This window comes from Enterovibrio norvegicus FF-33, assembly GCF_000286835.2.
Lineage (GTDB): Bacteria > Pseudomonadota > Gammaproteobacteria > Enterobacterales > Vibrionaceae > Enterovibrio > Enterovibrio norvegicus_A.
This window is the reverse complement of record NZ_AJYD02000038.1, coordinates 2,805,706-2,829,877: the sequence shown is the minus strand read 5'-3', so window position 1 is coordinate 2,829,877 and position 24,172 is coordinate 2,805,706. Positions and strand designations below refer to the sequence as shown.

The 24,172-nt window shown below is 46.8% G+C and carries 20 protein-coding genes; 15 read left to right on the top strand and 5 right to left on the bottom strand.

The window, feature by feature from the left end; translation table 11 throughout:
• Positions 1-41 precede the first annotated feature (41 nt).
• Positions 42-1,688 carry a phosphoglucomutase (alpha-D-glucose-1,6-bisphosphate-dependent) gene (gene pgm / locus A1OO_RS20585; protein WP_017004277.1) on the top strand — a complete coding sequence of 549 codons (1,647 nt, stop codon included), beginning with the start codon at positions 42-44 and terminating at the stop codon, positions 1,686-1,688.
• A gap of 49 nt (positions 1,689-1,737) precedes the next feature.
• On the opposite strand, the gene A1OO_RS20580 is transcribed toward pgm, so the two are convergent.
• Positions 1,738-2,502 carry a DUF1853 family protein gene (locus A1OO_RS20580; protein ID WP_017004276.1) on the bottom strand — a complete coding sequence of 255 codons (765 nt, stop codon included), beginning with the start codon at positions 2,500-2,502 and terminating at the stop codon, positions 1,738-1,740.
• A 119-nt stretch (positions 2,503-2,621) separates the two neighbouring features.
• Between A1OO_RS20580 and A1OO_RS20575 the strand changes: the two genes are divergently transcribed.
• Positions 2,622-3,380 (top strand): Nif3-like dinuclear metal center hexameric protein, encoded by a 759-nt coding sequence (locus A1OO_RS20575; protein ID WP_017004275.1) that lies wholly within the window; start codon positions 2,622-2,624, stop codon positions 3,378-3,380.
• 105 nt (positions 3,381-3,485) lie between these two features.
• On the opposite strand, the gene A1OO_RS20570 is transcribed toward A1OO_RS20575, so the two are convergent.
• Positions 3,486-4,775, bottom strand: a complete 1,290-nt coding sequence (locus tag A1OO_RS20570; protein WP_016961075.1) for a citrate synthase — start codon at positions 4,773-4,775, stop codon at positions 3,486-3,488.
• 405 nt (positions 4,776-5,180) lie between these two features.
• Between A1OO_RS20570 and sdhC the strand changes: the two genes are divergently transcribed.
• The 8 genes from sdhC (at position 5,181) to sucD (ending at position 14,718) form a co-directional block, all read left to right on the top strand.
• The gene (gene sdhC, locus A1OO_RS20565) at positions 5,181-5,573 is read left to right on the top strand and encodes a succinate dehydrogenase cytochrome b556 subunit (protein WP_016961076.1); all 393 of its coding nucleotides are present in this window, start codon (positions 5,181-5,183) and stop codon (positions 5,571-5,573) included.
• Positions 5,567-5,914, top strand: a complete 348-nt coding sequence (gene sdhD, locus A1OO_RS20560; protein WP_016961078.1) for a succinate dehydrogenase, hydrophobic membrane anchor protein — start codon at positions 5,567-5,569, stop codon at positions 5,912-5,914. Before sdhC ends, sdhD begins: the two co-directional genes overlap by 7 nt.
• Positions 5,915-7,681, top strand: coding sequence for a succinate dehydrogenase flavoprotein subunit (sdhA, locus tag A1OO_RS20555; RefSeq protein WP_016961080.1), 1,767 nt, complete (start codon positions 5,915-5,917; stop codon positions 7,679-7,681).
• 15 nt (positions 7,682-7,696) lie between these two features.
• Positions 7,697-8,407 carry a succinate dehydrogenase iron-sulfur subunit gene (locus A1OO_RS20550; RefSeq protein ID WP_017004274.1) on the top strand — a complete coding sequence of 237 codons (711 nt, stop codon included), beginning with the start codon at positions 7,697-7,699 and terminating at the stop codon, positions 8,405-8,407.
• Positions 8,408-8,526: 119 nt separating this feature from the next.
• Positions 8,527-11,337: a 2-oxoglutarate dehydrogenase E1 component gene (gene sucA / locus A1OO_RS20545; protein ID WP_016961083.1), complete on the top strand. Its 2,811-nt coding sequence runs from the start codon at positions 8,527-8,529 to the stop codon at positions 11,335-11,337.
• 28 nt (positions 11,338-11,365) lie between these two features.
• Positions 11,366-12,583 (top strand): 2-oxoglutarate dehydrogenase complex dihydrolipoyllysine-residue succinyltransferase, encoded by a 1,218-nt coding sequence (gene odhB, locus A1OO_RS20540; protein ID WP_016961084.1) that lies wholly within the window; start codon positions 11,366-11,368, stop codon positions 12,581-12,583.
• A gap of 96 nt (positions 12,584-12,679) precedes the next feature.
• Positions 12,680-13,846 carry an ADP-forming succinate--CoA ligase subunit beta gene (sucC, locus tag A1OO_RS20535; RefSeq protein WP_016961085.1) on the top strand — a complete coding sequence of 389 codons (1,167 nt, stop codon included), beginning with the start codon at positions 12,680-12,682 and terminating at the stop codon, positions 13,844-13,846.
• Entirely contained in the window at positions 13,846-14,718 is an 873-nt protein-coding gene (gene sucD / locus A1OO_RS20530; RefSeq protein ID WP_016961086.1) for a succinate--CoA ligase subunit alpha, read from the top strand. The genes sucC and sucD overlap by 1 nt, the downstream gene beginning before the upstream one ends.
• 89 nt (positions 14,719-14,807) lie before the next feature.
• Here sucD and znuB read toward each other — a convergent pair whose 3' ends face one another.
• Positions 14,808-15,593 (bottom strand): zinc ABC transporter permease subunit ZnuB, encoded by a 786-nt coding sequence (gene znuB, locus A1OO_RS20525; RefSeq protein ID WP_016961087.1) that lies wholly within the window; start codon positions 15,591-15,593, stop codon positions 14,808-14,810.
• A 1-nt stretch (position 15,594) separates the two neighbouring features.
• Positions 15,595-16,353, bottom strand: coding sequence for a zinc ABC transporter ATP-binding protein ZnuC (gene znuC / locus A1OO_RS20520; RefSeq protein ID WP_026023974.1), 759 nt, complete (start codon positions 16,351-16,353; stop codon positions 15,595-15,597).
• Between the two features lie 59 nt (positions 16,354-16,412).
• Between znuC and znuA the strand changes: the two genes are divergently transcribed.
• The 5 genes from znuA to A1OO_RS20495 all read left to right on the top strand — a co-directional run bounded on the left by znuA (position 16,413) and on the right by A1OO_RS20495 (position 23,538).
• Positions 16,413-17,333 (top strand): zinc ABC transporter substrate-binding protein ZnuA, encoded by a 921-nt coding sequence (gene znuA, locus A1OO_RS20515; protein WP_016961089.1) that lies wholly within the window; start codon positions 16,413-16,415, stop codon positions 17,331-17,333.
• A gap of 240 nt (positions 17,334-17,573) precedes the next feature.
• A complete protein-coding gene (locus A1OO_RS20510; protein WP_241819214.1) occupies positions 17,574-20,303 on the top strand; it encodes a helix-turn-helix domain-containing protein in 2,730 nt (909 codons plus the stop codon).
• A gap of 508 nt (positions 20,304-20,811) precedes the next feature.
• On the top strand, positions 20,812-21,045 hold the full coding sequence (locus tag A1OO_RS20505) for a FeoA family protein (protein ID WP_016961091.1): 234 nt from the start codon (positions 20,812-20,814) through the stop codon (positions 21,043-21,045).
• The gene (gene feoB, locus A1OO_RS20500) at positions 21,035-23,317 is read left to right on the top strand and encodes a Fe(2+) transporter permease subunit FeoB (RefSeq protein WP_017004272.1); all 2,283 of its coding nucleotides are present in this window, start codon (positions 21,035-21,037) and stop codon (positions 23,315-23,317) included. Before A1OO_RS20505 ends, feoB begins: the two co-directional genes overlap by 11 nt.
• Positions 23,314-23,538 carry a FeoC-like transcriptional regulator gene (locus A1OO_RS20495; RefSeq protein WP_017004271.1) on the top strand — a complete coding sequence of 75 codons (225 nt, stop codon included), beginning with the start codon at positions 23,314-23,316 and terminating at the stop codon, positions 23,536-23,538. The genes feoB and A1OO_RS20495 overlap by 4 nt, the downstream gene beginning before the upstream one ends.
• Before the next feature lie 159 nt (positions 23,539-23,697).
• Here the strand turns inward: A1OO_RS20495 and A1OO_RS20490 are convergent, their stop codons facing one another.
• Positions 23,698-24,126, bottom strand: coding sequence for an HIT domain-containing protein (locus tag A1OO_RS20490; protein WP_017004270.1), 429 nt, complete (start codon positions 24,124-24,126; stop codon positions 23,698-23,700).
• Positions 24,127-24,172 lie beyond the last annotated feature (46 nt).

The window sequence follows — 24,172 nt, the reverse complement described above, 5'->3', positions numbered from 1 at the left end:
TGTATTTTTATGAATTAGATTTCCTGAAAGGATGCGAACTCATGGCTAGTTTTGATCGCGCGGGGCAACGTGCTCAGCAACAAGATCTTCATAACATTCCTCTATTGGTGTCGAACTATTTTCAGCTGACGCCGGATCCAAGCAACCCTGCTCATAAAGTCGAGTTTGGCACCTCGGGTCACCGTGGTAGTGCAGATAAATATACCTTCAATCAGGATCATATTCTGGCGATAGCACAAGCGATTGCAGATGTGCGCGCTGAGAAAGGGTTCACTGGCCCACTCTTCGTAGGTAAAGACACGCACGCATTGTCTGAGCCAGCATTTTGCTCTGTGGTAGAAGTGCTGGTCGCAAACGGCGTGAAAGTGATTGCGCAGGCAGACGGTGGTTACACGCCGACGCCGGGTATCTCTTATGCCATTTTGACACACAACAAAACCAACGAGATGCAAGCAGATGGCATTGTTATTACGCCTTCTCACAACCCGCCTCAAGATGGTGGTATCAAATACAACCCGCCGCATGGTGGTCCTGCGGAAGGTGAGCTAACGAAGGCCATTGAGCAACGCGCGAATGCGTTGATTGCAGCTGGCCTCAATGGCGTACGTCGCATCAGTTTTGCGCAAGCGACGGAGAGCGATCTGTTTATTGAAACGGATCTGGTCATGCCTTATGTGCGTGAGTTAGGTCAGGTTGTTGATATCGAAGCCATCAAAAAAGCCAAACTGCACATCGGTGTTGATCCGCTGGGCGGCTCTGGTATTGATTACTGGAAAGCCATCGCGATACATTTCGACCTAGATATTACGCTAGTGAATGACGATATCGATCCGTCATTCCGCTTTATGTCATTGGATAAAGATGGCGTGATCCGCATGGATTGTTCGTCGCCTTCAGCAATGGCAGGACTGCTGGCATACAAAGATCAATATGATCTCGCGTTTGGTAACGACCCCGATTTTGATCGCCATGGCATTGTGACACCTGCGGGTTTGATGAACCCAAATCACTACCTCGCTGTGTGCATTGATTACCTTTATCAGCATCGCCCACAATGGGGCAGTGAAGTGGGGGTTGGGAAAACACTGGTATCAAGTGCGATCATCGACAAAGTGGTTGAGAATCTCGGCCGAAAACTGTGCGAAGTGCCTGTCGGTTTTAAATGGTTTGTTGATGGACTGTATAGCGGTGAATTAGGCTTTGGCGGGGAAGAAAGCGCAGGTGCATCATTCCTTCGTATGGATGGTACGCCATGGTCAACGGACAAAGATGGTATTTTACTTTGTTTGTTAGCCGCAGAAATCACTGCCGTCACCGGCAAAAACCCACAGCAGTACTATGACGAGCTAGCGGCAAAGTTTGGCGCGTCTTGTTATGCGCGTATCCAAGCGCCTGCCAACGGTGAGCAAAAAGCGGTACTGAGTAAGCTCTCCGCTGAGATGGTGACGGCTGAAACCTTAGCGGGTGATGCAATCACAGCCAAACTTACGCATGCGTCAGGCAATGGCCAAGCGATTGGCGGTTTGAAAGTCGCCACTGAATTTGGTTGGTTTGCGGCACGTCCGTCTGGCACGGAAGACATCTACAAGATTTACTGTGAGAGCTTCAAAGGCGACGAGCACCTTCGTGAGATCCAAGAAGAAGCGAAGAAAATCGTCAGCGAAGTGTTCAAAAGCGCAGGCCTGTAAACGTAGCCGCTAATGTTGTGTATAAAGCCACCGAAAATCGGTGGCTTTTTTAGTGGGGCTCAGGCCAAGTCTCGGGTACAACGAACCAGCGCACTCCCTGTTCATCGATAACATGCTGTGCACGTAACAATGGCAGCTTCAGTGTAAATTTATCAAGCTCATGAACTGATGGCGCTTCCATCCATTGATGACGGTGAAGATGATAAAAACGTCTATCACTGGGTAATTGAGAAGGCCAGCACCAATGCCCGCAAACCGCATCTGATGTCACTGACGGCGTAGTGACTTTATGTTTAGGAAGAAAAGGATTGGTATATAGCCTGCCTGGCATCAAGAGTTTTCGCTGGCTAATGGGATATTGCGGAAATTGCGAGAGGAATTCCTCGGTATTAGAAAGTAACAGTTGTTGGGTTGTCATCTTTTGATATTTCTTAGCCAGTGTATCTTTGCCGTTTGGGCCATGCCAGTCGGTGTTAAATGCCAAATAAAATTTAACGGCCACTTCCCAATGTTCTAATTGGCCTTGCGGGTTTTCGACAATAAAATCGACAGCGCCAAGAGTACGTCCATCCTTCATGACCTGTATTTCTTCTGTCACTAGCTGATAGCTTGGATGTGAATGAATACATTGCTTAACCAGCCATTGATAATAAAAACCGATACGTTGACCGCCCTCATAGCCTGGCCAGTTCATCTTTGGCACACCTTGCCAGAATTGATGATCAAACTGATACCGTGAAGGTAGCTGCACAATAGTTTGCGTATTGGCTATCCAATTCATGTCTCGGGCAACTTGTGCTTTATCTGCAAACATGCGTAATGTCCATAACGTATTGACTGATTGAGAATTAACAGCTTATCGGAATGTGAGTTCACCTGCACGTCAATGCTGGGTAGAATGATTGAAAGTCATCGCCTGATCTAGGATCATAAATGAACAATTTTGAGCTCGAAACCCTCCTGAATGGTTTTTTAAAACCTCATTTGATTAAAGACTACTGTCCTAATGGTATGCAGGTAGAAGGTAAACCTGACGTGATGAAAGTCGTGACAGGTGTGACTGCTTCACAAGCATTGATTGATGCTGCGATTACCCATGGTGCTGATGCTGTGTTGGTTCACCACGGTTATTTTTGGCGTGGCGAGCCAGAGCCGATTAAAGGAATGAAGTTTCGTCGCATCAAGGCCTTGATTGAGCATGGGATCAACCTGTATGCGTATCATTTGCCACTTGATGTACATCCAGAAGTAGGCAACAACGCACAACTTGCTAGCCTACTGGGTATTGAACAACGCGGAGGATTGGAAGATGGAAATCCTAATTCTGTTGCGGTGTGGGGGGAGTTGCCCGATGCAATTACCGGTGATGCATTTTCTGCTTTGATTGAAAGTCGACTCAACAGAAAACCGCTGTTTATTAATGGTGGCAGTCATCGAAACATTAAACGTGTTGGTTGGTGTACTGGCGGCGGACAGGATTATATTGATTTGGCGGCAAGTAAAGGGATGGATGCGTTCATTTCAGGCGAGGTGTCAGAAAGAACAACTTTTTCTGCGAGAGAGCAGGGTATACATTATTTTGGTGCAGGTCATCACGCGACAGAGCGTTATGGTATTCAATCTTTGGGTGAGTGGTTGGCAGAAAATCATAAGATGGACGTCACCTTTATCGATATTGACAATCCAGTATAGGGTTCGCTAAATCTAATATTCTGGCGTAGATACTCATATTTAAAATAAAAAACGCCGCATTAAGCGGCGTTTTATTTAGCGATAAAACCTGGCTAGCTACGAAATTTAATCGCGATCTTTCAATGGTTTGAAATCACGTTGATCGTAACCAGTATATAGCTGACGTGGTCGGCCAATACGGTTTTGCGGATCGCTGTGCATTTCGTTCCAATGAGCAATCCAACCAATAGTCCGAGACATCGCAAAAATCACGGTGAACATGGACGCTGGAATACCGATTGCTTTCAGGATGATACCTGAGTAGAAATCGACGTTTGGATACAGTTTTTTCTCAACGAAGTACGGGTCAGAAAGCGCGATTCGTTCAAGCTCCATCGCTACATCCAACAATGGATCATTGATGTTGAGCTCATCAAGAACTTCGTGACATGCTTCATTCATTACTGTTGCACGAGGGTCGTAGTTTTTGTAAACACGGTGACCGAAGCCCATCAGGCGGAATGGGTCTTCTTTATCTTTCGCGCGCTCAATATACTCAGGAATATTGTCGACAGAGCCGATTTCTTCCAGCATCTTTAAGCATGCTTCGTTTGCCCCACCGTGTGCAGGACCCCAAAGGGATGCGATACCCGCAGCAATACATGCAAATGGGTTAGCACCAGAAGAGCCTGCCAAACGAACCGTTGAAGTTGATGCGTTTTGCTCATGGTCAGCGTGTAAGGTAAAGATCTTATCCATGGCTTTGGCAACGACTGGGTTGACGTCGTACTCTTCACACGGCGTAGCAAACATCATGTGTAGGAAGTTTTCGGCGTAGTCCAAATCATTGCGCGGATAAATGAACGGTTGGCCGATTGAGTACTTGTAACACATTGCCGCCAGCGTAGGCATTTTAGATAGCAGGCGGTACGCTGTAATTTCACGGTGTTCGTCGTTATTGATGTCGAGCGAATCGTGATAGAACGCTGCAAGAGCACCGACAACACCCACCATGACAGCCATAGGGTGTGCATCACGACGGAAGCCGTGGAAGAAGCTCGCAATTTGCTCGTGCACCATAGTGTGACGAGTAACAATCTTGCGGAACTCTTCGTATTGCTTACGGGTTGGGACTTCCCCATACAGAAGGATATAACAGACTTCTAAATAATCAGCGTTATTGGCTAATTGATCAATTGGAAAGCCTCGGTGCAATAAAACGCCAGCGTCACCATCAATATACGTAATTTGTGACTCACACGACGCTGTTGCAACAAAACCTGGGTCAAACGTAAAATAGCCATTTGCGCCCAACGCACGAACATCGATCACTTCCGGACCGACTGTGCCCCTTTTGATCGGCAGTTCGATAGGTGCTTTCCCTTCTATTTGTAGGGTAGCTTTCTTCTCTGCCATAACATTCTCCTTTGTTTTTATATAATCCTATCCCGGATACGGACCCCGTTGTTGTACCGATCGCTTCATAAGATGTCAATTTGCAGAAGTGATCTTTGTCGGGTGTACGCAAGTATCAAAAATATGTGCGTATTAAGTTAATGCTCTGTTTCGGGATTTCCGTCAATTTTATTGGTTTGTGTTTAAATGTTACGGGGCATATACTCTGCGGCAGGTCTCTGGATATTACATAATGCCGGGGCGTTTCGGGGCTCAAATCGATATTTTCTCTGCGTAAAACGGGGCTTGATCTGCAGTTAATAGCAGAAGACACCGTAAAACGTAATTAAAGATGTTGCAGGTCTGGCGCGATCGCGAAATGTATATGCAGAGAGTGTTATAACAATAATTGCTCAATGGAGCTGAGTGGGCCATATCGTGAAAGTAACAAAGCCAAGACCGGTAAACCTCGACCTTCAGACCATACGCTTTCCCATTACAGCGATAGCGTCTATCGTGCACCGCGTTTCGGGTGTCATCACCTTCTTCTCGGTTGCCATCCTTCTCTGGCTACTAAGCCTGTCATTATCTTCTCCAAGCGGTTTCGAAGCTGCAGCGGACATCGTTGATAGCTTTTTTGCCAAGTTCATACTTTGGGGCATCTTAACGGCGCTCGCTTATCACATTGTGGGTGGTATTCGCCACTTACTGATGGATATGAAGTATTTCGAAGAACTTGAGTCAGGAAACATGAGCGCGAAAGTGGCATTCGGCATTACTGCCGTGCTGTCTGTTTTAGCTTGGGGGTTAGTATGGTAGGACATGTATCTTCATTTGGTAGAAACGGTGTTCATGATTTTATCTTGATCCGTGCCACTGCCATCATCATGACACTTTACACATTATATATGGTGGGCTTTTTTGCATTTGGTCCAGACCTGACTTATCAAAGTTGGATTGAGTTTTGGGGCCAGACAAGCAACAAAGTATTCACCATGCTAGCGCTGGTTTGTGTGCTTATCCATGCGTGGATTGGCATGTGGCAAGTGCTGACGGACTACATCAAGCCGACATTGGTTCGCGCTCTGATGCAGTTTGGCATAGTAGCACTGCTTTTTGTCTACCTGTTGACTGGCTTTTTCGTATTGTGGGGTGTGTAAGTGAGTATTCCAGTAAGAGAATTTGACGCAATTGTCATTGGTGCTGGCGGCGCAGGTATGCGTGCTGCACTACAAATTTCAGAGCAAGGCCTTTCTTGTGCGTTGCTTTCAAAAGTATTTCCAACCCGTTCACATACTGTTTCTGCGCAAGGCGGTATTACGGTAGCACTAGGTAATTCCCATGAAGATAACTGGGAATGGCATATGTATGACACCGTTAAAGGCTCCGATTATATTGGTGACCAAAACGCAATTGAATACATGTGTAAAACCGGCCCTCAGTCAATTATCGAATTAGAAAAAATGGGCCTTCCATTTTCTCGCTTCGAAGATGGCAGTATTTACCAACGCCCATTTGGTGGTCAGTCAAAAGCCTTTGGTGGCGAGCAAGCGGCTCGTACTGCCGCTGCTGCTGACCGAACCGGCCACGCACTGCTGCACACTCTTTACCAACAGAACATCAAAAATAAAACAATGATCTTTTCTGAGTGGTATGCACTGGATTTGGTGAAAAACCAAGACGGCGCGGTAGTTGGTGCAACAGCAATGTGTATGGAAAGTGGTGAGATTTGCTACTTCAAAGCAAAAGCAACCGTCATGGCAACAGGCGGCGCAGGTCGTATTTATCAATCCACTACGAATGCTCACATCAATACTGGTGATGGTGTTGGTATGGCGTTGCGTGCTGGCGTTCCAATGCAAGACATGGAAATGTGGCAGTTCCACCCAACAGGTATCGCTGGTGCGGGGGTATTGGTTACAGAAGGTTGTCGTGGTGAAGGTGGTTACCTTCTCAATAAAGACGGCGAGCGCTTCATGGAACGTTATGCACCAAACGCGAAAGACCTTGCAGGTCGCGACGTTGTTGCACGTTCAATGATGGTTGAAATTCGTGAAGGCCGTGGCTGTGACGGCCCTTGGGGTCCGCACCTTAAGTTGAAATTGGACCACTTGGGTAAAGACGTTCTCGAAGCACGCCTACCAGGTATTCTTGAGTTGTCTCGCACCTTTGCACACATTGATCCCATTAAAGAACCGATTCCAGTCATTCCAACCTGTCACTACATGATGGGCGGTATACCGACTCAGATTTCTGGTCAAGCTATCAAGCAAGATCCGAACGGCAACGATGTTGAAATTCAAGGTCTGTTTGCTTGCGGAGAAATCGCGAGCGTTTCTGTTCACGGTGCGAACCGTCTTGGCGGCAACTCGCTACTTGATTTGGTTGTCTTCGGCCGTGCGACGGGTCTTCACCTTGGTGAAACGCTGGCAGCACAAGTTGAAGCGCGTGATGCATCAGAATCTGACATTGAAGCGTCTCTAACTCGAGTGAATCGTTGGAATTCAACGCCGAAGGGTGAAGACCCAGTTCAAATTCGTAAAGATCTTCAGTCTTGCATGCAAAACAACTTCTCGGTCTTCCGTGAAGGTGAAGCCATGGCAAAAGGTCTGGAAGAGCTTAAAGTTATTCGCGAGCGCCTTAAAGAAGCGCGTCTTGATGACAATTCAAGTGAATTCAACACTCAGCGTATCGAGTGTTTGGAGCTTGATAATCTGATGGAAACTGCGTTGTCTACGGCAGTTGCAGCGAATTACCGCACCGAGAGTCGTGGCGCACATGCTCGCTTTGACTACCAAGAGCGAGATGATGAAAACTGGCTATGCCACACCATCTACAACCCAGAAACTGAAGCGATGACGAAACGTGATGTCAATATGACACCGATTCATCGTGATACGTTTGTGCCTAAAGCGCGTACATACTAAGGGAGGTAGTTAATCATGAAACTGAATTTTTCTGTATACCGTTACAACCCAGATGTTGATGATGCGCCGCACATGAAAGGGTACGCCCTTGAAGTGCCTGAAGGCTCGGATATGATGGTTCTCGATGCGCTTATTTTGCTTAAAGAGCAAGATCCGACGCTTTCGTTTCGCCGCTCTTGCCGCGAAGGGGTATGTGGTTCCGACGGCATTAACATGAATGGTAAAAATGGCTTGGCATGTATCACGCCGTTATCAGCATTGACTGATAAATCGAGCATTGTGATTCGTCCACTGCCAGGTTTGCCTGTCGTACGTGACCTTATTGTTGACTTGACTCAGTTCTATCAAAACTATGAACGCGTTAAGCCGTACCTAATTAATGACAGTATTCCACCCGCGCGTGAAAACTTGCAATCGCCTGAAGATCGCGCACATCTTGATGGGCTGTACGAATGTATCATGTGTGCATGTTGTAGTACGTCATGCCCATCATTTTGGTGGAACCCAGACAAATTTGTCGGCCCGGCAGGCCTGTTGGCTGCGTATCGCTGGTTAATTGACAGTCGTGATACTGCGACCGAAGAACGTTTATCAGATCTGGACGACGCTTTTAGTGTTTTCCGTTGCCATAGCATCATGAACTGTGTAAATGTTTGTCCTAAAGGACTAAACCCGACAAAAGCTATAGGCCATATTCGCTCCATGCTGCTTAAGCGCGCGGTGTAATATCGGGTTCTGTACCTACATGATTTAAGATTTAGGCTCCTCGCGAGAGGAGCTTAAAAGGAACGCCGGTTAACCTCCGGTTGTGGTAATACATATAACTAAGTGGTTAAGGGATAACAATGCAAAATGGCGTGATGAAGGCTTGGTTAGAGTCTTCTCATTTGGCTGGCGCCAATGCAACTTACGTAGAAGACCTCTACGAACTGTACCTCAGTGACCCCGAGTCTGTAGATAGCGAATGGCAAGCAGTGTTTAATGAGCTGCCTGTCGTGAATGGCAACGCACCCGAGCAACCCCACTCAAGAGTTCGTGAATACTTCCGTAGGCTCGCCACCGAGACAGCGCATTTTAGTGCCTCAGTCAGTGATCCGGATGTCGATGCGAAACAGGTCAAAGTATTGCAGTTAATCAATGCTTACCGTTTCCGTGGACACCAACAAGCAACATTGGACCCATTAGGTATTTGGCAACGTGAACGCGTTCCAGATCTGGATCCATCTTTTCACTCTCTCAACGAAGAAGACTTCGAAGAGACCTTCAACGTAGGTTCTTTTGCCATTGGGCAAGAGAGCATGAAACTTGCCGACCTTTATGATGCTCTGAACAAAACCTATTGTGGTTCTGTCGGCGCAGAATATATGCACATTACTGACACAGATGAAAAACGTTGGATCCAACAGCGCTTAGAATCGGTTGTTGGCCAGCCTAAATTTTCAACCGACGAGAAAATGGCGTTGCTTGAAGAGTTAACAGCTGCAGAAGGCTTGGAGCGCTACTTAGGTGCGAAATTCCCTGGTGCAAAACGATTCTCTCTTGAAGGTGGCGATGCACTGATCCCAATGGTGAAGGAAATTATTCGCCAAGCCGGTACAAACGGTGTGCGTGAAGTCGTTGTTGGTATGGCTCACCGTGGTCGTCTGAACATGCTGGTCAACGTTCTGGGGAAAAAGCCTTCAGAGCTATTTGATGAGTTTGCGGGCAAACATGGTGAATCTTGGGGTACGGGCGACGTTAAGTACCACCAAGGCTTCTCTTGTGACTTTGCAACACCTGGTGGCGATGTTCACTTGGTGATGGCATTTAACCCTTCACACCTAGAAATTGTTAATCCAGTGGTTATCGGCTCTGTCCGAGCTCGTCAAGATCGCTTGGGCGATAAAGACGGTTCAACCGTATTGCCGATCACTATTCATGGTGACTCTGCGATTGCTGGTCAGGGTGTGGTGCAAGAAACGTTCAACATGTCACAGGCCCGAGGCTTTCGTGTTGGCGGTACCATTCGCATCGTTGTGAATAATCAAATTGGTTTTACGACGTCTAATCCGCACGACATGCGCTCTACGCAATATTGTACAGATATAGCGAAGATGGTTCAGGCTCCAATTCTGCATGTAAACGCAGATGATCCTGAAGCTGTCGCGTTTGTTTCTCGTTTAGCGTTGGATTATCGCAATACCTTTAAGCGTGATGTTGTTATTGATTTGGTGTGCTATCGCCGCCATGGTCACAACGAAGCCGATGAGCCAAATGCAACTCAGCCGCTGATGTACCAAAAAATCAAAAAACACCCAACACCGCGTAAAATCTACGCCGATGTTTTGGCCGATCAAAAGGTTGCCGATCTAGAGAAAGCGACGTACCTCATCAACGAATACCGTGATGCGCTTGATCGCGGTGAGCATGTTACGAAAGAATACCGCCCTATGGCGCTTCATTCGGTTGATTGGTCTCCGTATTTGGGTCATGACTGGACTATCGAGTGGGCGAATACCTTCGATATGAAACGATTGGTCGAGATTGGTCAGCGTCTCACGCAATATCCTGAAAGCCATAAGCTTCACAGCCGTGTCGAAAAGCTAAATAACGATCGTATTGCGATGGTTAACGGTGAAAAAGCACTGGACTGGGGCATGGCAGAAACACTGGCTTACGCGACTATTGTTGATGATGGAAAACGTATTCGTATCAGTGGGCAAGACGCAGGACGTGGAACTTTCTTCCACCGTCATTCTGTGTTGCACAATCAAACTGATGCAAGTACCTATATTCCACTTGCTAACGTTCATGATAAACAAGGTCCGTTCCAAGTGTTTGACTCGGTATTGTCTGAAGAGGCAGTGCTGGCATTTGAATACGGCTATGCAACGGCAGAACCGGGTGGCTTAACCTTGTGGGAAGCTCAGTTTGGTGACTTTGCAAACGGCGCCCAAGTGGTGATTGACCAATTTATTAGCTCTGGTGAGCAAAAGTGGGGCCGTATGTGTGGTCTGACTATGCTTCTGCCGCACGGCTACGAAGGTCAAGGCCCTGAGCACTCATCTGCACGTTTGGAACGCTACCTTCAGCTTTGTGCTGAACAAAACATGCAAGTGTGTGTGCCATCAACACCAGCGCAAATCTATCACATGATTCGTCGTCAAGTGTTTCGTCCAATGCGTCGTCCGCTGGTGGTCATGTCTCCTAAGTCGTTGCTGCGTCATCCGCTGTGTACATCATCCTTGGATGAACTCGCGAATGGTAATTTCCAAGCAGCAATTGGTGAAGTGGATGATTTGGATGCCAATGCCGTGAAACGTGTCGTTATGTGTTCGGGTAAGGTCTACTACGACTTGCTTGAAACAAGACGCAAAGAAGAAATTAAAGACATCGCCATTGTGCGTATTGAGCAACTGTATCCGTTCCCGAAAGAGGACCTACAAGCGGTTATCAGTCAATATGTCAATGCCAAAGACTTTGTGTGGTGCCAAGAAGAGCCTCAAAACCAGGGCGCTTGGTATAGCAGTCAGCACAATTTCCGAATGGCAATTCCGGCGAATTCAACGCTGAGCTATGCGGGACGCGCTGCGTCTGCATCTCCTGCTGTTGGCTACATGTCTGTGCATTTAAAACAACAAAAAGCGTTGATTGAAGACGCTCTTACCCTGAATTAAGAACTAGAAAGCTAAGGAAATAAACGATATGACAATCGAAATTCTGGTTCCCGACCTACCCGAGTCTGTCGCAGATGCGACAGTGGCTACTTGGCACAAGAAGCCGGGCGACGTCGTAACACGCGACGAGGTTCTGGTGGATATTGAGACCGATAAAGTGGTTCTCGAAGTGCCAGCACCTGAAGATGGTGTGTTGGAGGCGATTATCGAAGTGGAAGGTGCGACGGTACTTTCTAAGCAACTGCTTGCAAAAATCAAAGCAGGTGCAGTTGCGGGTGAACCAACTCAAGATGTTCCTGTAGCTTCTGAGTCATCACCAGATAAACGCCATACCGCGTCTCTTACCGAAGAGCAGAACGATGCACTTAGCCCTGCAGTTCGTCGTCTTCTTGCAGAGAACAACGTTAACCCTGACCAAATCAAGGGTTCAGGTGTAGGCGGGCGTATTACGCGTGAAGACATCGATGCTTTCTTGAAAAATGGTGGCGCTAAACCGGCTCCAGCAGCACCTGCACAAGCGAAAGAAGAAACGCCAGCTCTAGGTCATCGCAGTGAAAAGCGTGTGCCTATGACGCGTCTTCGTAAGCGTGTTGCTGAACGTTTGCTTGAAGCAAAAAACAGCACCGCCATGCTGACAACCTTCAACGAAGTGAACATGAAACCTATCATGGACATTCGTAAGCAATACAAAGATGTGTTCGAAGAGCGTCATGGTATCCGCCTCGGTTTCATGTCTTTCTATGTAAAAGCCGTGGTTGAAGCGTTGAAACGCTACCCAGAAGTGAATGCATCAATTGACGGTGAAGAGATTGTTTACCACAACTTCTTTGATGTCAGCATGGCTGTTTCTACGCCACGCGGCTTGGTGACACCAGTACTGCGTGACTGCGATCGTCTTGGCTTGGCTGATGTTGAAAAAGGCATTAAAGAGCTAGCGCTTAAAGGTCGTGATGGCAAATTGACCGTTGATGATCTGACTGGCGGTAACTTCACTATCACCAACGGTGGTGTGTTTGGCTCGCTGATGTCGACACCGATCATCAATCCGCCTCAGGCTGCTATCCTTGGTATGCACAAGATCCAAGAACGCCCAATGGCGATTAACGGCAAAGTTGAAATCCTGCCAATGATGTACCTTGCTCTTTCTTATGACCACCGCCTGATTGACGGACGCGAGTCTGTTGGTTTCTTGGTGACGATTAAAGAGCTTTTAGAAGACCCAACGCGTTTGCTGCTTGACGTATAAGCAGTCCCGGCTTTAGTCGGTTTACAGGGGGCATGGTAGCCCCCTGTTTGGAAAGCAATTAGACCTATAATATGGAATTGACACGGATAGAACATCATGAATCTGCACGAATATCAGTCAAAACAGCTATTTGCTGAATATGGGCTGCCTGTTTCCGAAGGGTACGCCTGTGACACTCCTCAAGAAGCAGCCGAAGCGGCTGACAAGATTGGCGGCGACAAATGGGTCGTTAAATGCCAAGTACATGCTGGTGGCCGCGGTAAAGCGGGCGGTGTGAAGCTTGTTAGCAACAAAGAAGAAATCAAAGCGTTTGCACATAACTGGCTGGGTAAAAACCTAGTGACTTATCAAACAGATGCTAACGGTCAACCTGTCAGCAAAATTTTGGTTGAAGAGTGCACAGATATTGCTAAAGAGCTGTATCTGGGTGCGGTTGTAGACCGTGGCACACGTCGCGTTGTTTTCATGGCATCTACTGAAGGTGGTGTGGAAATAGAAAAAGTGGCTGAAGAAACGCCAGAACTGATCCACAAAGCAGCTATTGATCCATTGGTTGGCCCTCAGCCATACCAAGGTCGTCAATTGGCCTTTAAGTTGGGTCTTCAAGGCGAGCAAATTAAGCAGTTCACCAAAATTTTCATGGGTATTGCTAAGCTGTTCATCGAGCGTGATGTTGCACTGGTAGAAGTTAACCCACTGGTCATTACAGACAAAGGCAACTTGCATTGTTTGGATGCCAAACTGACCATCGACAGCAACGCTGTTTATCGTCAGCCTAAAGTGCGTGAAATGCACGATCCAAGTCAAGACGATGCGCGTGAAGCGCATGCCGCTCAGTGGGAACTGAACTATGTCGCATTGGATGGCAGTATCGGCTGTATGGTTAATGGTGCAGGCCTAGCAATGGGCACGATGGACATCGTGAACTTGCACGGCGGTAGCCCAGCAAACTTCTTGGATGTTGGCGGCGGCGCGACCAAAGAGCGTGTTACTGAAGCATTCAAAATCATCTTGTCTGACGACAACGTGAAAGCCGTTCTGGTTAACATCTTCGGCGGTATTGTTCGCTGTGACCTGATTGCAGACGGCATCATTGGTGCAGTGGAAGAAGTGGGTGTCAAAGTCCCAGTTGTTGTTCGCCTTGAAGGTAACAATGCGGAACTTGGAACTCAAAAACTGGCCGATAGCGGCCTGAACATTATTGCTGCGACCTCACTGACTGAAGCAGCTGATAAAGTTGTTGCTGCAGCGGAGGGCAAATAATGTCTGTTTTGATCAATAAAGATACCAAAGTTATTTGCCAAGGTTTTACCGGTGGCCAAGGTACGTTCCACTCTGAGCAAGCGCTTGAGTACGGTACGCAAATGGTTGGTGGTGTATCTCCAGGTAAAGGTGGCACGACTCACCTAGGTTTACCTGTGTTCAACACGGTTGCAGAAGCAGTAGAAGCGACAGGCGCAACAGCGTCAGTTATCTACGTACCTGCACCATTTTGTAAAGATGCAATCCTTGAAGCGATTGATGCTGGTGTTGAGCTTATCGTGACCATCACAGAAGGCATTCCTACACTGGATATGCTGGAAGTCAAAGTGAAGTTAGACGAAGCTGGCGTTCGCATGATCGGTCCAAACTGCCCAGGCGTTATCACACCGGGTGAGTGTAAGATTGGCATCATGCCTGGTCATATTCATAAGCCAGGTAAAGTGGGTATTGTTTCACGTTCAGGTACGCTGACTTATGAAGCGGTTAAGCAAACCACTGACGAAGGTTTCGGCCAATCTACTTGTGTAGGTATTGGTGGTGACCCAATCCCAGGTTCAAACTTTATCGATATCCTTGAGATGTTTGAGAAAGATCCAGCGACGGAAGCGATTGTGATGATCGGTGAAATCGGTGGGACAGCGGAAGAAGAAGCAGCAGCTTACATTAAAGCTAACGTGACTAAACCCGTTGTTTCTTACATCGCAGGTGTGACCGCACCTCCGGGTAAACGTATGGGTCATGCCGGTGCGATTATTTCTGGCGGTAAAGGTACAGCAGAAGACAAGTTTGCTGCACTGGAAGCGGCAGGTGTTAAGACTGTTAAGAGTCTTGCTGACATCGGTAAAGCGCTACGTGAAACCACGGGCTGGTAATACGCCAAGTATTAGTTAATAAAAAGCCGCTCTCGTTGTAGAGCGGCTTTTTTTCGTCTGCATAGAATCAGTCGAGGAATGGTTTGGCGCTATTCTGCTTGTTTGCGGAACTGGCTGATAAAAAACAATAGGCCCGCAACAACCACGACAGAGGGGCCTGCTGGTGTGTCTTGAAACCATGAAAGGGCAATACCACCCATCACTGCAATGACCCCGATTAGGCTTGCCAGAAATGCCATTTGTTCAGGGCTAACGGCGAATCGTCTTGCTGTCGCGGCAGGAATAATCATTAACGATGTAATAATCAGCGCACCAACAAACTTCATCGCGATAGCGATAACCAGACCTACCATTAACATCAAAATCAGTTTTAGGCGATCAACGTTGTAGCCATCGACGCGCGCCATGTCTTCATCTACGGTAATGGCCAGCAATGGACGCCAAAGCGAATATAGTGCGATAGAAACAAGGGTACAGCCACCTGCGATAAGCCCGAGATCGGCATAGGTGACAGAAAGCAGATCGCCGAATAGGTATGACATTAAATCAACCCGCAAGTCGTCGACAAAACTGATTGAGACTAAGCCCAACGACAAAGAAGTATGCGCAATGATGCCAAGCAGGGTATCCGTGGATACACTGCTTTTTCTTTGCAATGCCACCAACAGAATAGCTATGGTTAAGCAACTTGCTATTAAGGCGAGATTTAGGCTCACTTGCAGCATAAAACCTAAGGCAAGGCCAAACAAAGAGGCATGAGCCAAGGTATCGCCGAAATAGGCCATCTTTCGCCAAACAACAAATGAGCCCAAAGGCCCAACGGCCGCTGCAATACACATGCCCGCCAACAGAGGGATGGCAAGAAATTCCAACATCTTAATGGTCTCCGTGCTTGCAAGGTCCGACAGGGTTGCCAGATAGGTCGTGGTCGTGGTTGTGATGGTGATGATAGAGCGCCAACTGTTCACTCTCTTGTCGACCAAAAAGCGCCACGTATTCAGGGTGAGTTGAAATGGCATCAGGCTCACCTGAGCAACATATGTGGTGTTGAAGGCAGATGACTTCATCTGTTTTTGCCATCACCAAATGCAAATCATGAGAGACCATTAAAATACCGCAGTGAAGGGTTTCTTTTAACTTGGCAATTAGGCTATACAGCTCGAGTTGTCCCGCTACGTCAACACCTTGGACAGGTTCATCAAGCACTAATAGGTCAGGTTTTTTCAACACAGCGCTTGCCAAAAGAACACGCTGCATTTCCCCTCCTGAAAGGGTATGCATATTGGCGTGCAGTAACTTCATAGCACCGACTAGGCTAAGTGCATCTTGAATCGATGCACTGGTTGCTTTAGGACAAAGCTTGAGGAAGCGATCAACACGCAAAGGCAAACTTTCGTTTAGCCGAAGCTTTTGCGGAACATATCCGATTTTTAGGTGAGGCAGACGCTCAATCGTTCCTTCCGTTGGCGCATTGAGTCCAATCACGGTTTTGACCAGCGTAGACTTACCTGCCCCATTTGGGCCAATTAGGGTAGTGATCTTATCGCGATAAAGAGAGAGCGAAATGCGATCTAGCACGCTCCTACCATCAAAGATGACCGAAACGTTATTTAGCGTAACCAAGGATGCGGACATAAATTGGACATGATGTTTAAATTGAAATGTTATAATATAACATTTCCTATCGTATTAAAATGTTGGCCCCAAAACTCATGATAATCACCCGTTGCTTCCAAATTCTGACGATGTTATTTCTCATCATTTCAATGTCAGCATATGCATCACAGCCTTCTATCGTGACGACGATTAAGCCTCTCGGTTTGATTGCTCATGATATTGCAGGCGATCTAGCAACGGTTGATGTCCTGTTACCGGACAATGCTTCACCGCATGACTATGCATTGAAACCATCTGATATTAGAAAACTTCGCAGCGCTGATCTTGTGGTTTGGGTAGGTCCCGAGGTAGAGCTATTTTTAGAAAAAGTGCTGAGTGGTCAGCCCAATACACTCAGGTTAACCACTTACGAAGGTATGCCTGTTCGCCATTATGGGGAGGACAGCCATGAGAAGCATGATGATCACGGGCATAGTCATGACGGGATTGATGGACATATTTGGCTTGGTCCAGACCAAAGCAAAGTGATTGCGAAAGCCATTAAAAACGCGCTTTCACAACGAGACCCCGCCCATGCGGCGGACTATCAGGCAAACTACGATAAATTCTTAGCGGAAGTGACTCAGGCGCAAACGAGCATTGCGAAAAGTCTTGATGCAAGTTCTTCCAAAGGCTATTTCTTGTTTCACGATGCTTATGGGTACTTTGAAAGTGCGTTTGGGCTTAAACCTACTGGGCACCTGACCATTAACCCGGATAGAAAACCGGGTGCACGAACCTTGGTTTCCATTCGAAGTGCATTGATGGAAGATCAAGCACAGTGTGTGTTTTCAGAACCCCAGTTTAATCCGGGCTTGGTGAAGAGTGTGGTGAAAGGAACACAAGCAAAAATCGTATTGCTTGACCCGATGGCACAAGATATGTCGCTCATTGATAACCACTATGTTGATTTCCTGAACGCCCTTGGTAAAAGCTACGCTGATTGTTTTTCGCTGTAAGCAATTTTCAGTAAGATAATTGCAGTGAAGCGGCAATTTTGTTTGCGAATTTAGGCGCTTGGACGCAAGGTCTGCGATTAGTTGCGAGAGTGATATGCATCGCATTGATGTTCTCGATCAACTTAAATGTCACTAAAAGCTGACAAGATGTGGCGAGATCAGAATAACGCTAAGTAAACGATGTTCTCACAATATCAACGCTTTCTAACCAAATCGCTTATTATCTCCATTGTGTTGGTGATGCTTGCAATAGCACCAATCCGAGCTGTTGCATCGGCTGTTTTTTATGCATTTCCTTTAACTGGCGCGGCCCAATCCAACAATGTGGTTGATGTAGAGTACACACAAAATCACGGAGTATGGCTGCTTGATAGCCATGGAAACGTCAGTTTTTATGATGGTGTTCATTACCATTCTCTTTCTCAGTTTGTACCGCTTCCGTCTTCTCCCATCTCGCGTATTTCGGCGTTTGATGACTCGCTTTGGTTTATCGCCAATAGCGCTTTGTTTCGCTATGACATTGAATCGAATGCGTTAGAGATAATCCCCTTAGGGGAGTCTGAGTCAGTCACAGATATCGCGTCAGACCCACGCTATTTGTGGGTTTCTACCTCATCAAACTTGTTTCGAATTCCTTTCGCGACATCTTCAGCAGAAAATCTAGGACACATGCCTTTGGCGAGGTTATTTGAAAGCCAAAACAAGGTGATTGGTCTGAGTGAATCCGCATTAATCGATATTCATACCGGTAAAAAGGTGTTTGCGTTAGCTGATAATGTTTCGGTGAAATCCGCCTATGAAAGTGAGGGTGCACTGTGGCTGGGTTCTCAACAAGGCCTTTTTCACGTTGTCGATGGGACAATATCGTCTCACTTTTTGAAAGATATCTCAGTGAATGTGGTAGAGGAAACCAGCGAAGGTCTGTGGGTCGGGACAGATAGCGGTCTTTATTTAGGTACATCGAGAAGCAATAACGCCATCCAGTTTGAGCACATTGATGGGGAGATTGATGATGAATACAGCTTATCGGGCGAACAGATCTTTGATATTGAGACTGGCCGATCAGGAGACATTTGGTTATCGACAGAAAATGCGCTTAATTATCGTTCGCCAGCGGCACAAAGCGTTCATCGTTTCCCGTTACACGTAATGATGCCGGACTGGGGAGATGCAAGCATTTCGTCAATGGTGACCTTAGGTGATAAATACTATTTAAGTGCCAGAAACAAACTTGTTGCGCTAGATAAAGATCTCAAACCCACTAAGTCCACCAAACTCAACCTTGTGATTGAAAGCATGAGTGCTTTAGATGAACGCCTATGGATAGCTTCTGCCTCTGGGTTAAGTGCGTTGGATCCTGACACCTTGCAACCTCTAGAAAGCATGTCTCCTCCACGATTAGATAACGTATCGATTGACCATGTGATTGCAGACACTCACTCGTTATGGCTTGTTTCTGGCAAGCAGGTTTTTCGCTATTGGCCAGAAAGTAAAACGCTCATCGATTTTGGCTCCGATTGGTCGGATACGCCTAACACTCAACTGAATGCCGTACTAGACCTCGATAAACAGGGGACATGGTTGGGAACCAGTGAAGGTTTACATTTCTATTTCGATGGTCAGTTTCAAACTAAATTAACGCGAGAAAAAATCGGTATCATAAAGTCTATCAGTATTGATGGCAGTGATAACCTTTGGATGCTGACGGAGCGCGGCGTATTTAGATACAGGATGGATGGCACAGTTGCACCACAGCTCATATTCAACAGTGATATTGAGGCAAGGGCTAAATGTTTTGTATTGTCTGAGCATGCCGCCTTTATTGTGACCACAAAAGGCATTAACCGCATTGATTTAGCATCGTATCAACAGCACTACATCCAGGGAGGCAACCAGACCACTTCAGCGGCTTCGCTGCGCCATCTGTGTCAGATCGAGAATAAAGCGATGTTAATCGCAGGAGACTATGGCGTGTTTTCACTTTCTTTTGAGATGTTAGAAGCTCTATTTGAAGCGCCACTTCGGACTTCGTCTATTGGTTCGATATCGGTGAATGGCAGACCATGGAGGCTTGGTGGCACGAATCTGGACAATATCTCTTTGCCAAGCAAAGCTTCGCTGATGATAGACATTGGCAAGATGCCGTTCGGCAAGCACGAAAGCATTGAGTATCGGCTCGATGGCGTTAGCGATGATAATTGGCACACGACCAAAGACCAGCAACTTCTCTTTAGTGCGCTTGAGTCGGGCCGCTATACACTGATGATTAAAGAGCCCATCCAAGGGGGTCAGTCTTCTGAACGAACGTTGATTACGTTAAACGTGGCAGCCCCTTGGTATGAAAGACTTGGGTATGTATTGATCTTAATAATGGGTATGGGAATGCTTGCTATTTGGTATTTCCGAAGAAAAACCGCCATTGTCAAAGCCCACAATGTTCAGCTTCGCCACACTGTTCACCAAAAAGTGATAGAGATAGATAGGCGTCAAATGCTTGCTAAAGGTTCTGATGGTCAAGGTGATGACACAGCGGATGATATTGTTAAAGCCCCATATATGCCCTCTAATGACGTCACTTTGGACACATCTCTGACCGGGGAGATATTCTCTGAAGAAGCAAGACAGACGGCGGAAGAGTCGAAGCAATGGAAAGAAAGGGCGTTAAGTGAAATTGCTATACATTTTCACAACCCTGATTACTCGCCTACCGTATTGGCTAAAGCGCTCTTTATCTCAGAGCGAAGCTTGCAACGACGGTTTAAGACAGAGTTAGGTTATACCTTTAAAGAAGCATTAATCAGTGCAAGACTAGCCAATGCTAAGCGCATGTTGTCTCAAGGCGATAAGATCACAAATGTAGCAGTAGCATGTGGGTTTAACGAACCGTCTTACTTTACCAAATCTTTCAAAGCAAAGTACGGATGTACGCCATCGCAGTTTCGGGAATTATGTGAGAGTGAGGAGGGGTAGGTAAACAAGGTAGAAAAAAAAGAGCGTGGTATAGCCGACTGACTATACCACGGGCGTCAAAGACACCTTCGCTTGCTGCCGGAGGTGTGTGGGAGTCCCTCACACCATCTGGAATTAACTTGAGTTCATTTAAACGGTTCTCCCTCCCTCGCACATAGTAATTTCCCGCCATTATTTCATTCCGATTAAAAAGCCATGTTTTTTTTGCACTGAGTCGAAGATTTCAAAGGGCTAAAAAAGCCATTTGGTGATTTTTTGACGAAATTAACAATCTTCTGCCAACGTGGCTGAAGCGAATTTTGTTTGATTAGTCGGGAATGGACGCGTGAAACGGGATGGAATTTCACGTAGTTGACGTTATTTTTGACGGAATTAACGAGTTCGAGAAAGTGCGTTGCGTCTCTTAGCGAGCAAAGCGCCAATTTTGTTGATCAAAAACAACTTTATTTCTGCAACATTTTGCAATACTTTACCGCAAACGTTTATGATTCTCATTTAGGTTGTGATTATGAAGCTGTCGGAGCTAAAGCCGGGTTTAACAGGGCAGGTGGTGTCGTTATCAAACGTACCTTCTATCCCCCGAAAGAAATTGATGGCGATGGGATTGCTACCAGACACAGAGGTACGCATTATCCGCCTAGCGCCGATGGGTGACCCTATTCAAGTCCGCGTCCGTGGATGTGATATTGCGCTTCGAAAGAGTTTAGCCAGCCAGATTGAGGTAATAAGTCATGACAAGTAAGCAGTTACTTACTGTCGGTAACCCGAATTCCGGAAAAACGACGCTTTTTAACCGATTAACCGGTGGTCGACAGGAGATCGGTAACTGGGCGGGTGTCACCGTGGACAAAAAAACCGGCGCTGCATTGCTTGGTGATGAAAGCTGCGCACTCACCGATCTTCCGGGTATCTATACCCTAGATAATGCTGACGGTGAAAACAGCCTTGATGAGTCGATTGCCATCACGGCACTTTTCTCTCTTCCAAGCGATTTGATTGTCAATGTACTGGACGCCAGTTGTTTAGAGCGAAGCCTTTACCTCACGCTTCAGTTGCGTGAGCTAGGGCGACCGATGGTTGTCGTTTTGAATAAAATGGATGTGGTGGAGCAGCATGGTTTTCGTCTTGATACCGACGAGCTTGCTAGACTGCTTGGCTGTCAGGTCTTCACGGTTACCGCAACGAATCCGTCATCAGTCGACGCATTAAAGTGCTCTCTGGCTGAAAGCATTCGAACGCCATACGATAGCTCAGCACTGACTCTGGATTACGGCAATGACGTTGAATCTGCAATCGCTAAACTGTCTGGAGGATTAAAGCAAGAAGCCGCAAACTACGAACGCGCAAAGTCTATTCGTCTGCTGGCAGGTGATCGCGTCTTGCTGAGTCAACTCTCTGCCGAGACCAAGATATTGCTTGATGAGGTTTCTCATCAACAACTAGATCAGACTGATGTTGATCTCGCTATTGCCAATGTGCGTTACTCGCGCGTGGCGCAGATTTGTCGTCTGTGTAAAAAGCAGGTCGTTCCACTTAAAGCTCGAATTACCGATGCTATCGATAATGTGGTGTTGAGCCGCTACTTTGGTTTACCCATCTTTTTTCTCATCATGTATCTGATGTTTATGTTTTCGATAAACATCGGTAGTGCATTTATCGATTTCTTTGACATCAGTACCGGCGCGATACTGGTCGACGGCGGGCACTACTTGCTTGACGAGCACCTTCCTGTTTGGCTTGTGACAATTCTTACTGATGGGGTTGGTGGGGGCATTCAAACTGTGGCCACCTTTATCCCCGTCATTGCCTGTCTCTATCTGTTTATGTCTTTGCTTGAAAGCTCTGGCTATATGGCTCGTGCCGCGTTTGTGCTAGATAAAGCGATGCAGAAAATTGGCTTGCCGGGCAAAGCATTTGTGCCGTTGGTCTTAGGATTTGGCTGTAATGTGCCTGCGATCATGGCGACCCGTACTCTTGATCAAGAACGAGAACGCCGATTAGCAGCAGCAATGGCGCCATTTATGTCATGTGGCGCACGTCTACCTGTTTATGCGCTGTTTGCCGCCGCCTTTTTCCCAGAAAACGGACAAAACGTGGTGTTCTTGTTATACCTGCTAGGCATTGCTATCGCCGTATTTACGGGCGTTGTACTGAGAAATACGCTATATCCCGGGGACAGTGATTCCTTCATGATGGAAATGCCGCGCTACGAATGGCCTCGTATCAAAGACGTGGTGTTGAAAACATGGCACAAACTCAAACGTTTTGTGTTGGGCGCGGGTAAAACCATAGTCGTCGTTGTGACGGTGTTGAGCTTTTTGAACTCGGTGGGGACAGACGGCTCATTTGGTCATCAAGATTCTGAACATTCTGTTTTATCAAAAGTTGCACAAGTCATCACACCTGTCTTTGCGCCTATTGGTATTCAAGAAGATAATTGGCCGGCGACGGTTGGTATTATCACTGGGATCTTTGCAAAAGAAGCGGTTGTCGGTACGCTCAATAATCTTTATTCGACACCAAGCGAAGCGGATACGTCAGACTATGATTTGCTAGCGAGTTTGCAAGAAGCGTTGGAAACCATTCCAGAGAATTTACTGGGGTTAAACTTTGCTGATCCGCTCGGAATAGACGTTGGTGATTTGCCCGATCAGCACGCGGTTGCCGAAGAACAAGAAGTCGATTTGAGTATCTTTGCTAACTTGAGTGTTCACTTTACAGCTGCCAGCGCATTTGCCTATTTGGTGTTTATCTTGCTCTATACACCTTGTGTGGCAGCCATGGGCGCCTATGTCCGTGAATTTGGTCGTCCGTTTGCGGTGTTTATTGCCAGTTGGACCATGCTACTTGCTGTGGTGTGTGCAACTATCGTTTATCAAGCCGCGATGTTAACGGAAACAGCTGTCAAAAGTGGTATTTCCATTCTTGGCAGTGTGACCGTGATGGCAGTCGTAATTCATTTACTTCATCGCCATGCAAAACGAAATGCGGCAATGAATGCGGTGGCCTTGTGATACTGACTGAATTGCGTGACTATGTGATTGCTTACCCCCAATGCAGTTTGACGGAATTGTCGGTACACTTTGGATTGTCGGAAGATGGTATCGACGCAATGTTGAGTGTGTGGGTCAAAAAAGGCCAGCTCAAAACCACGGTTTCCGATTCACGAAATGGCGTTGTTCGCCGGTATCAGTGGGTGTCGGATAAAGAGCTAGGCATTACTGTCATACAGTAAGTGGCTATCAGCTAGAGCGGGTAATCCGCTTATCAGATACACGTAGATACTAAAAAAGCGCGGTGATATTCACACCGCGCTTTTTGTATATTTTGACTGGCTATTTCGCGTTATCTATCAAGATAGATATTGGGCAGATGCTGGTTTCGATACAGACGGTTACGCTGCGATGAAATCGCTGATTTCACTTAAGTGTTGTCGCCATTGAAATGCCATCGCATCTTGATCATCTTTGGTTCGAGCGATACCGGGTGTATTTCCCCATATAGGACCAGGCCAAGCAATGTCAGATTGAAAGCGGGCGATATGGTGAATATGAAGTTGTGGCACCATATTTCCGAGTGCGCCCATATTCAGCTTGTCTGGGCGAGTAAGAAATTCCAGCTTTGCAGCAAGCAAGGATGATTCACGCATAAACTGTTGCTGATCAGCTTCACTCAGGTGATGCAGTTCGGTAACGCCTACCACTTTGGGTACCAAAATAAACCAAGGCCCAATATCTTCTTTACTCAATAAAACACGACACAGCAAAAAATCCCCCAGCCATGTGGTATCTGCTTCCAAACGCGGATGTAACTCAAACGCCATTTTATTTTCTCTTTTTTCAAAAACTCATTCAAAGCTACTGGCAATT

Excerpts from the sequence above, each read along its gene's own strand:
- pgm (WP_017004277.1), top strand. The coding sequence starts at position 42 with ATGGCTAGTTTTGATCGCGCGGGGCAACGTGCTCAGCAACAAGATCTT.
- A1OO_RS20580 (WP_017004276.1), bottom strand. The coding sequence starts at position 2,502 with ATGTTTGCAGATAAAGCACAAGTTGCCCGAGACATGAATTGGATAGCC.
- A1OO_RS20575 (WP_017004275.1), top strand. The coding sequence starts at position 2,622 with ATGAACAATTTTGAGCTCGAAACCCTCCTGAATGGTTTTTTAAAACCT.
- A1OO_RS20570 (WP_016961075.1), bottom strand. The coding sequence starts at position 4,775 with ATGGCAGAGAAGAAAGCTACCCTACAAATAGAAGGGAAAGCACCTATC.
- sdhD (WP_016961078.1), top strand. The coding sequence starts at position 5,567 with ATGGTAGGACATGTATCTTCATTTGGTAGAAACGGTGTTCATGATTTT.
- A1OO_RS20550 (WP_017004274.1), top strand. The coding sequence starts at position 7,697 with ATGAAACTGAATTTTTCTGTATACCGTTACAACCCAGATGTTGATGAT.
- sucA (WP_016961083.1), top strand. The coding sequence starts at position 8,527 with ATGCAAAATGGCGTGATGAAGGCTTGGTTAGAGTCTTCTCATTTGGCT.
- odhB (WP_016961084.1), top strand. The coding sequence starts at position 11,366 with ATGACAATCGAAATTCTGGTTCCCGACCTACCCGAGTCTGTCGCAGAT.
- sucC (WP_016961085.1), top strand. The coding sequence starts at position 12,680 with ATGAATCTGCACGAATATCAGTCAAAACAGCTATTTGCTGAATATGGG.
- sucD (WP_016961086.1), top strand. The coding sequence starts at position 13,846 with ATGTCTGTTTTGATCAATAAAGATACCAAAGTTATTTGCCAAGGTTTT.
- znuB (WP_016961087.1), bottom strand. The coding sequence starts at position 15,593 with ATGTTGGAATTTCTTGCCATCCCTCTGTTGGCGGGCATGTGTATTGCA.
- znuC (WP_026023974.1), bottom strand. The coding sequence starts at position 16,353 with ATGTCCGCATCCTTGGTTACGCTAAATAACGTTTCGGTCATCTTTGAT.
- znuA (WP_016961089.1), top strand. The coding sequence starts at position 16,413 with ATGTTGGCCCCAAAACTCATGATAATCACCCGTTGCTTCCAAATTCTG.
- A1OO_RS20510 (WP_241819214.1), top strand. The coding sequence starts at position 17,574 with ATGCTTGCAATAGCACCAATCCGAGCTGTTGCATCGGCTGTTTTTTAT.
- A1OO_RS20505 (WP_016961091.1), top strand. The coding sequence starts at position 20,812 with ATGAAGCTGTCGGAGCTAAAGCCGGGTTTAACAGGGCAGGTGGTGTCG.
- feoB (WP_017004272.1), top strand. The coding sequence starts at position 21,035 with ATGACAAGTAAGCAGTTACTTACTGTCGGTAACCCGAATTCCGGAAAA.
- A1OO_RS20490 (WP_017004270.1), bottom strand. The coding sequence starts at position 24,126 with ATGGCGTTTGAGTTACATCCGCGTTTGGAAGCAGATACCACATGGCTG.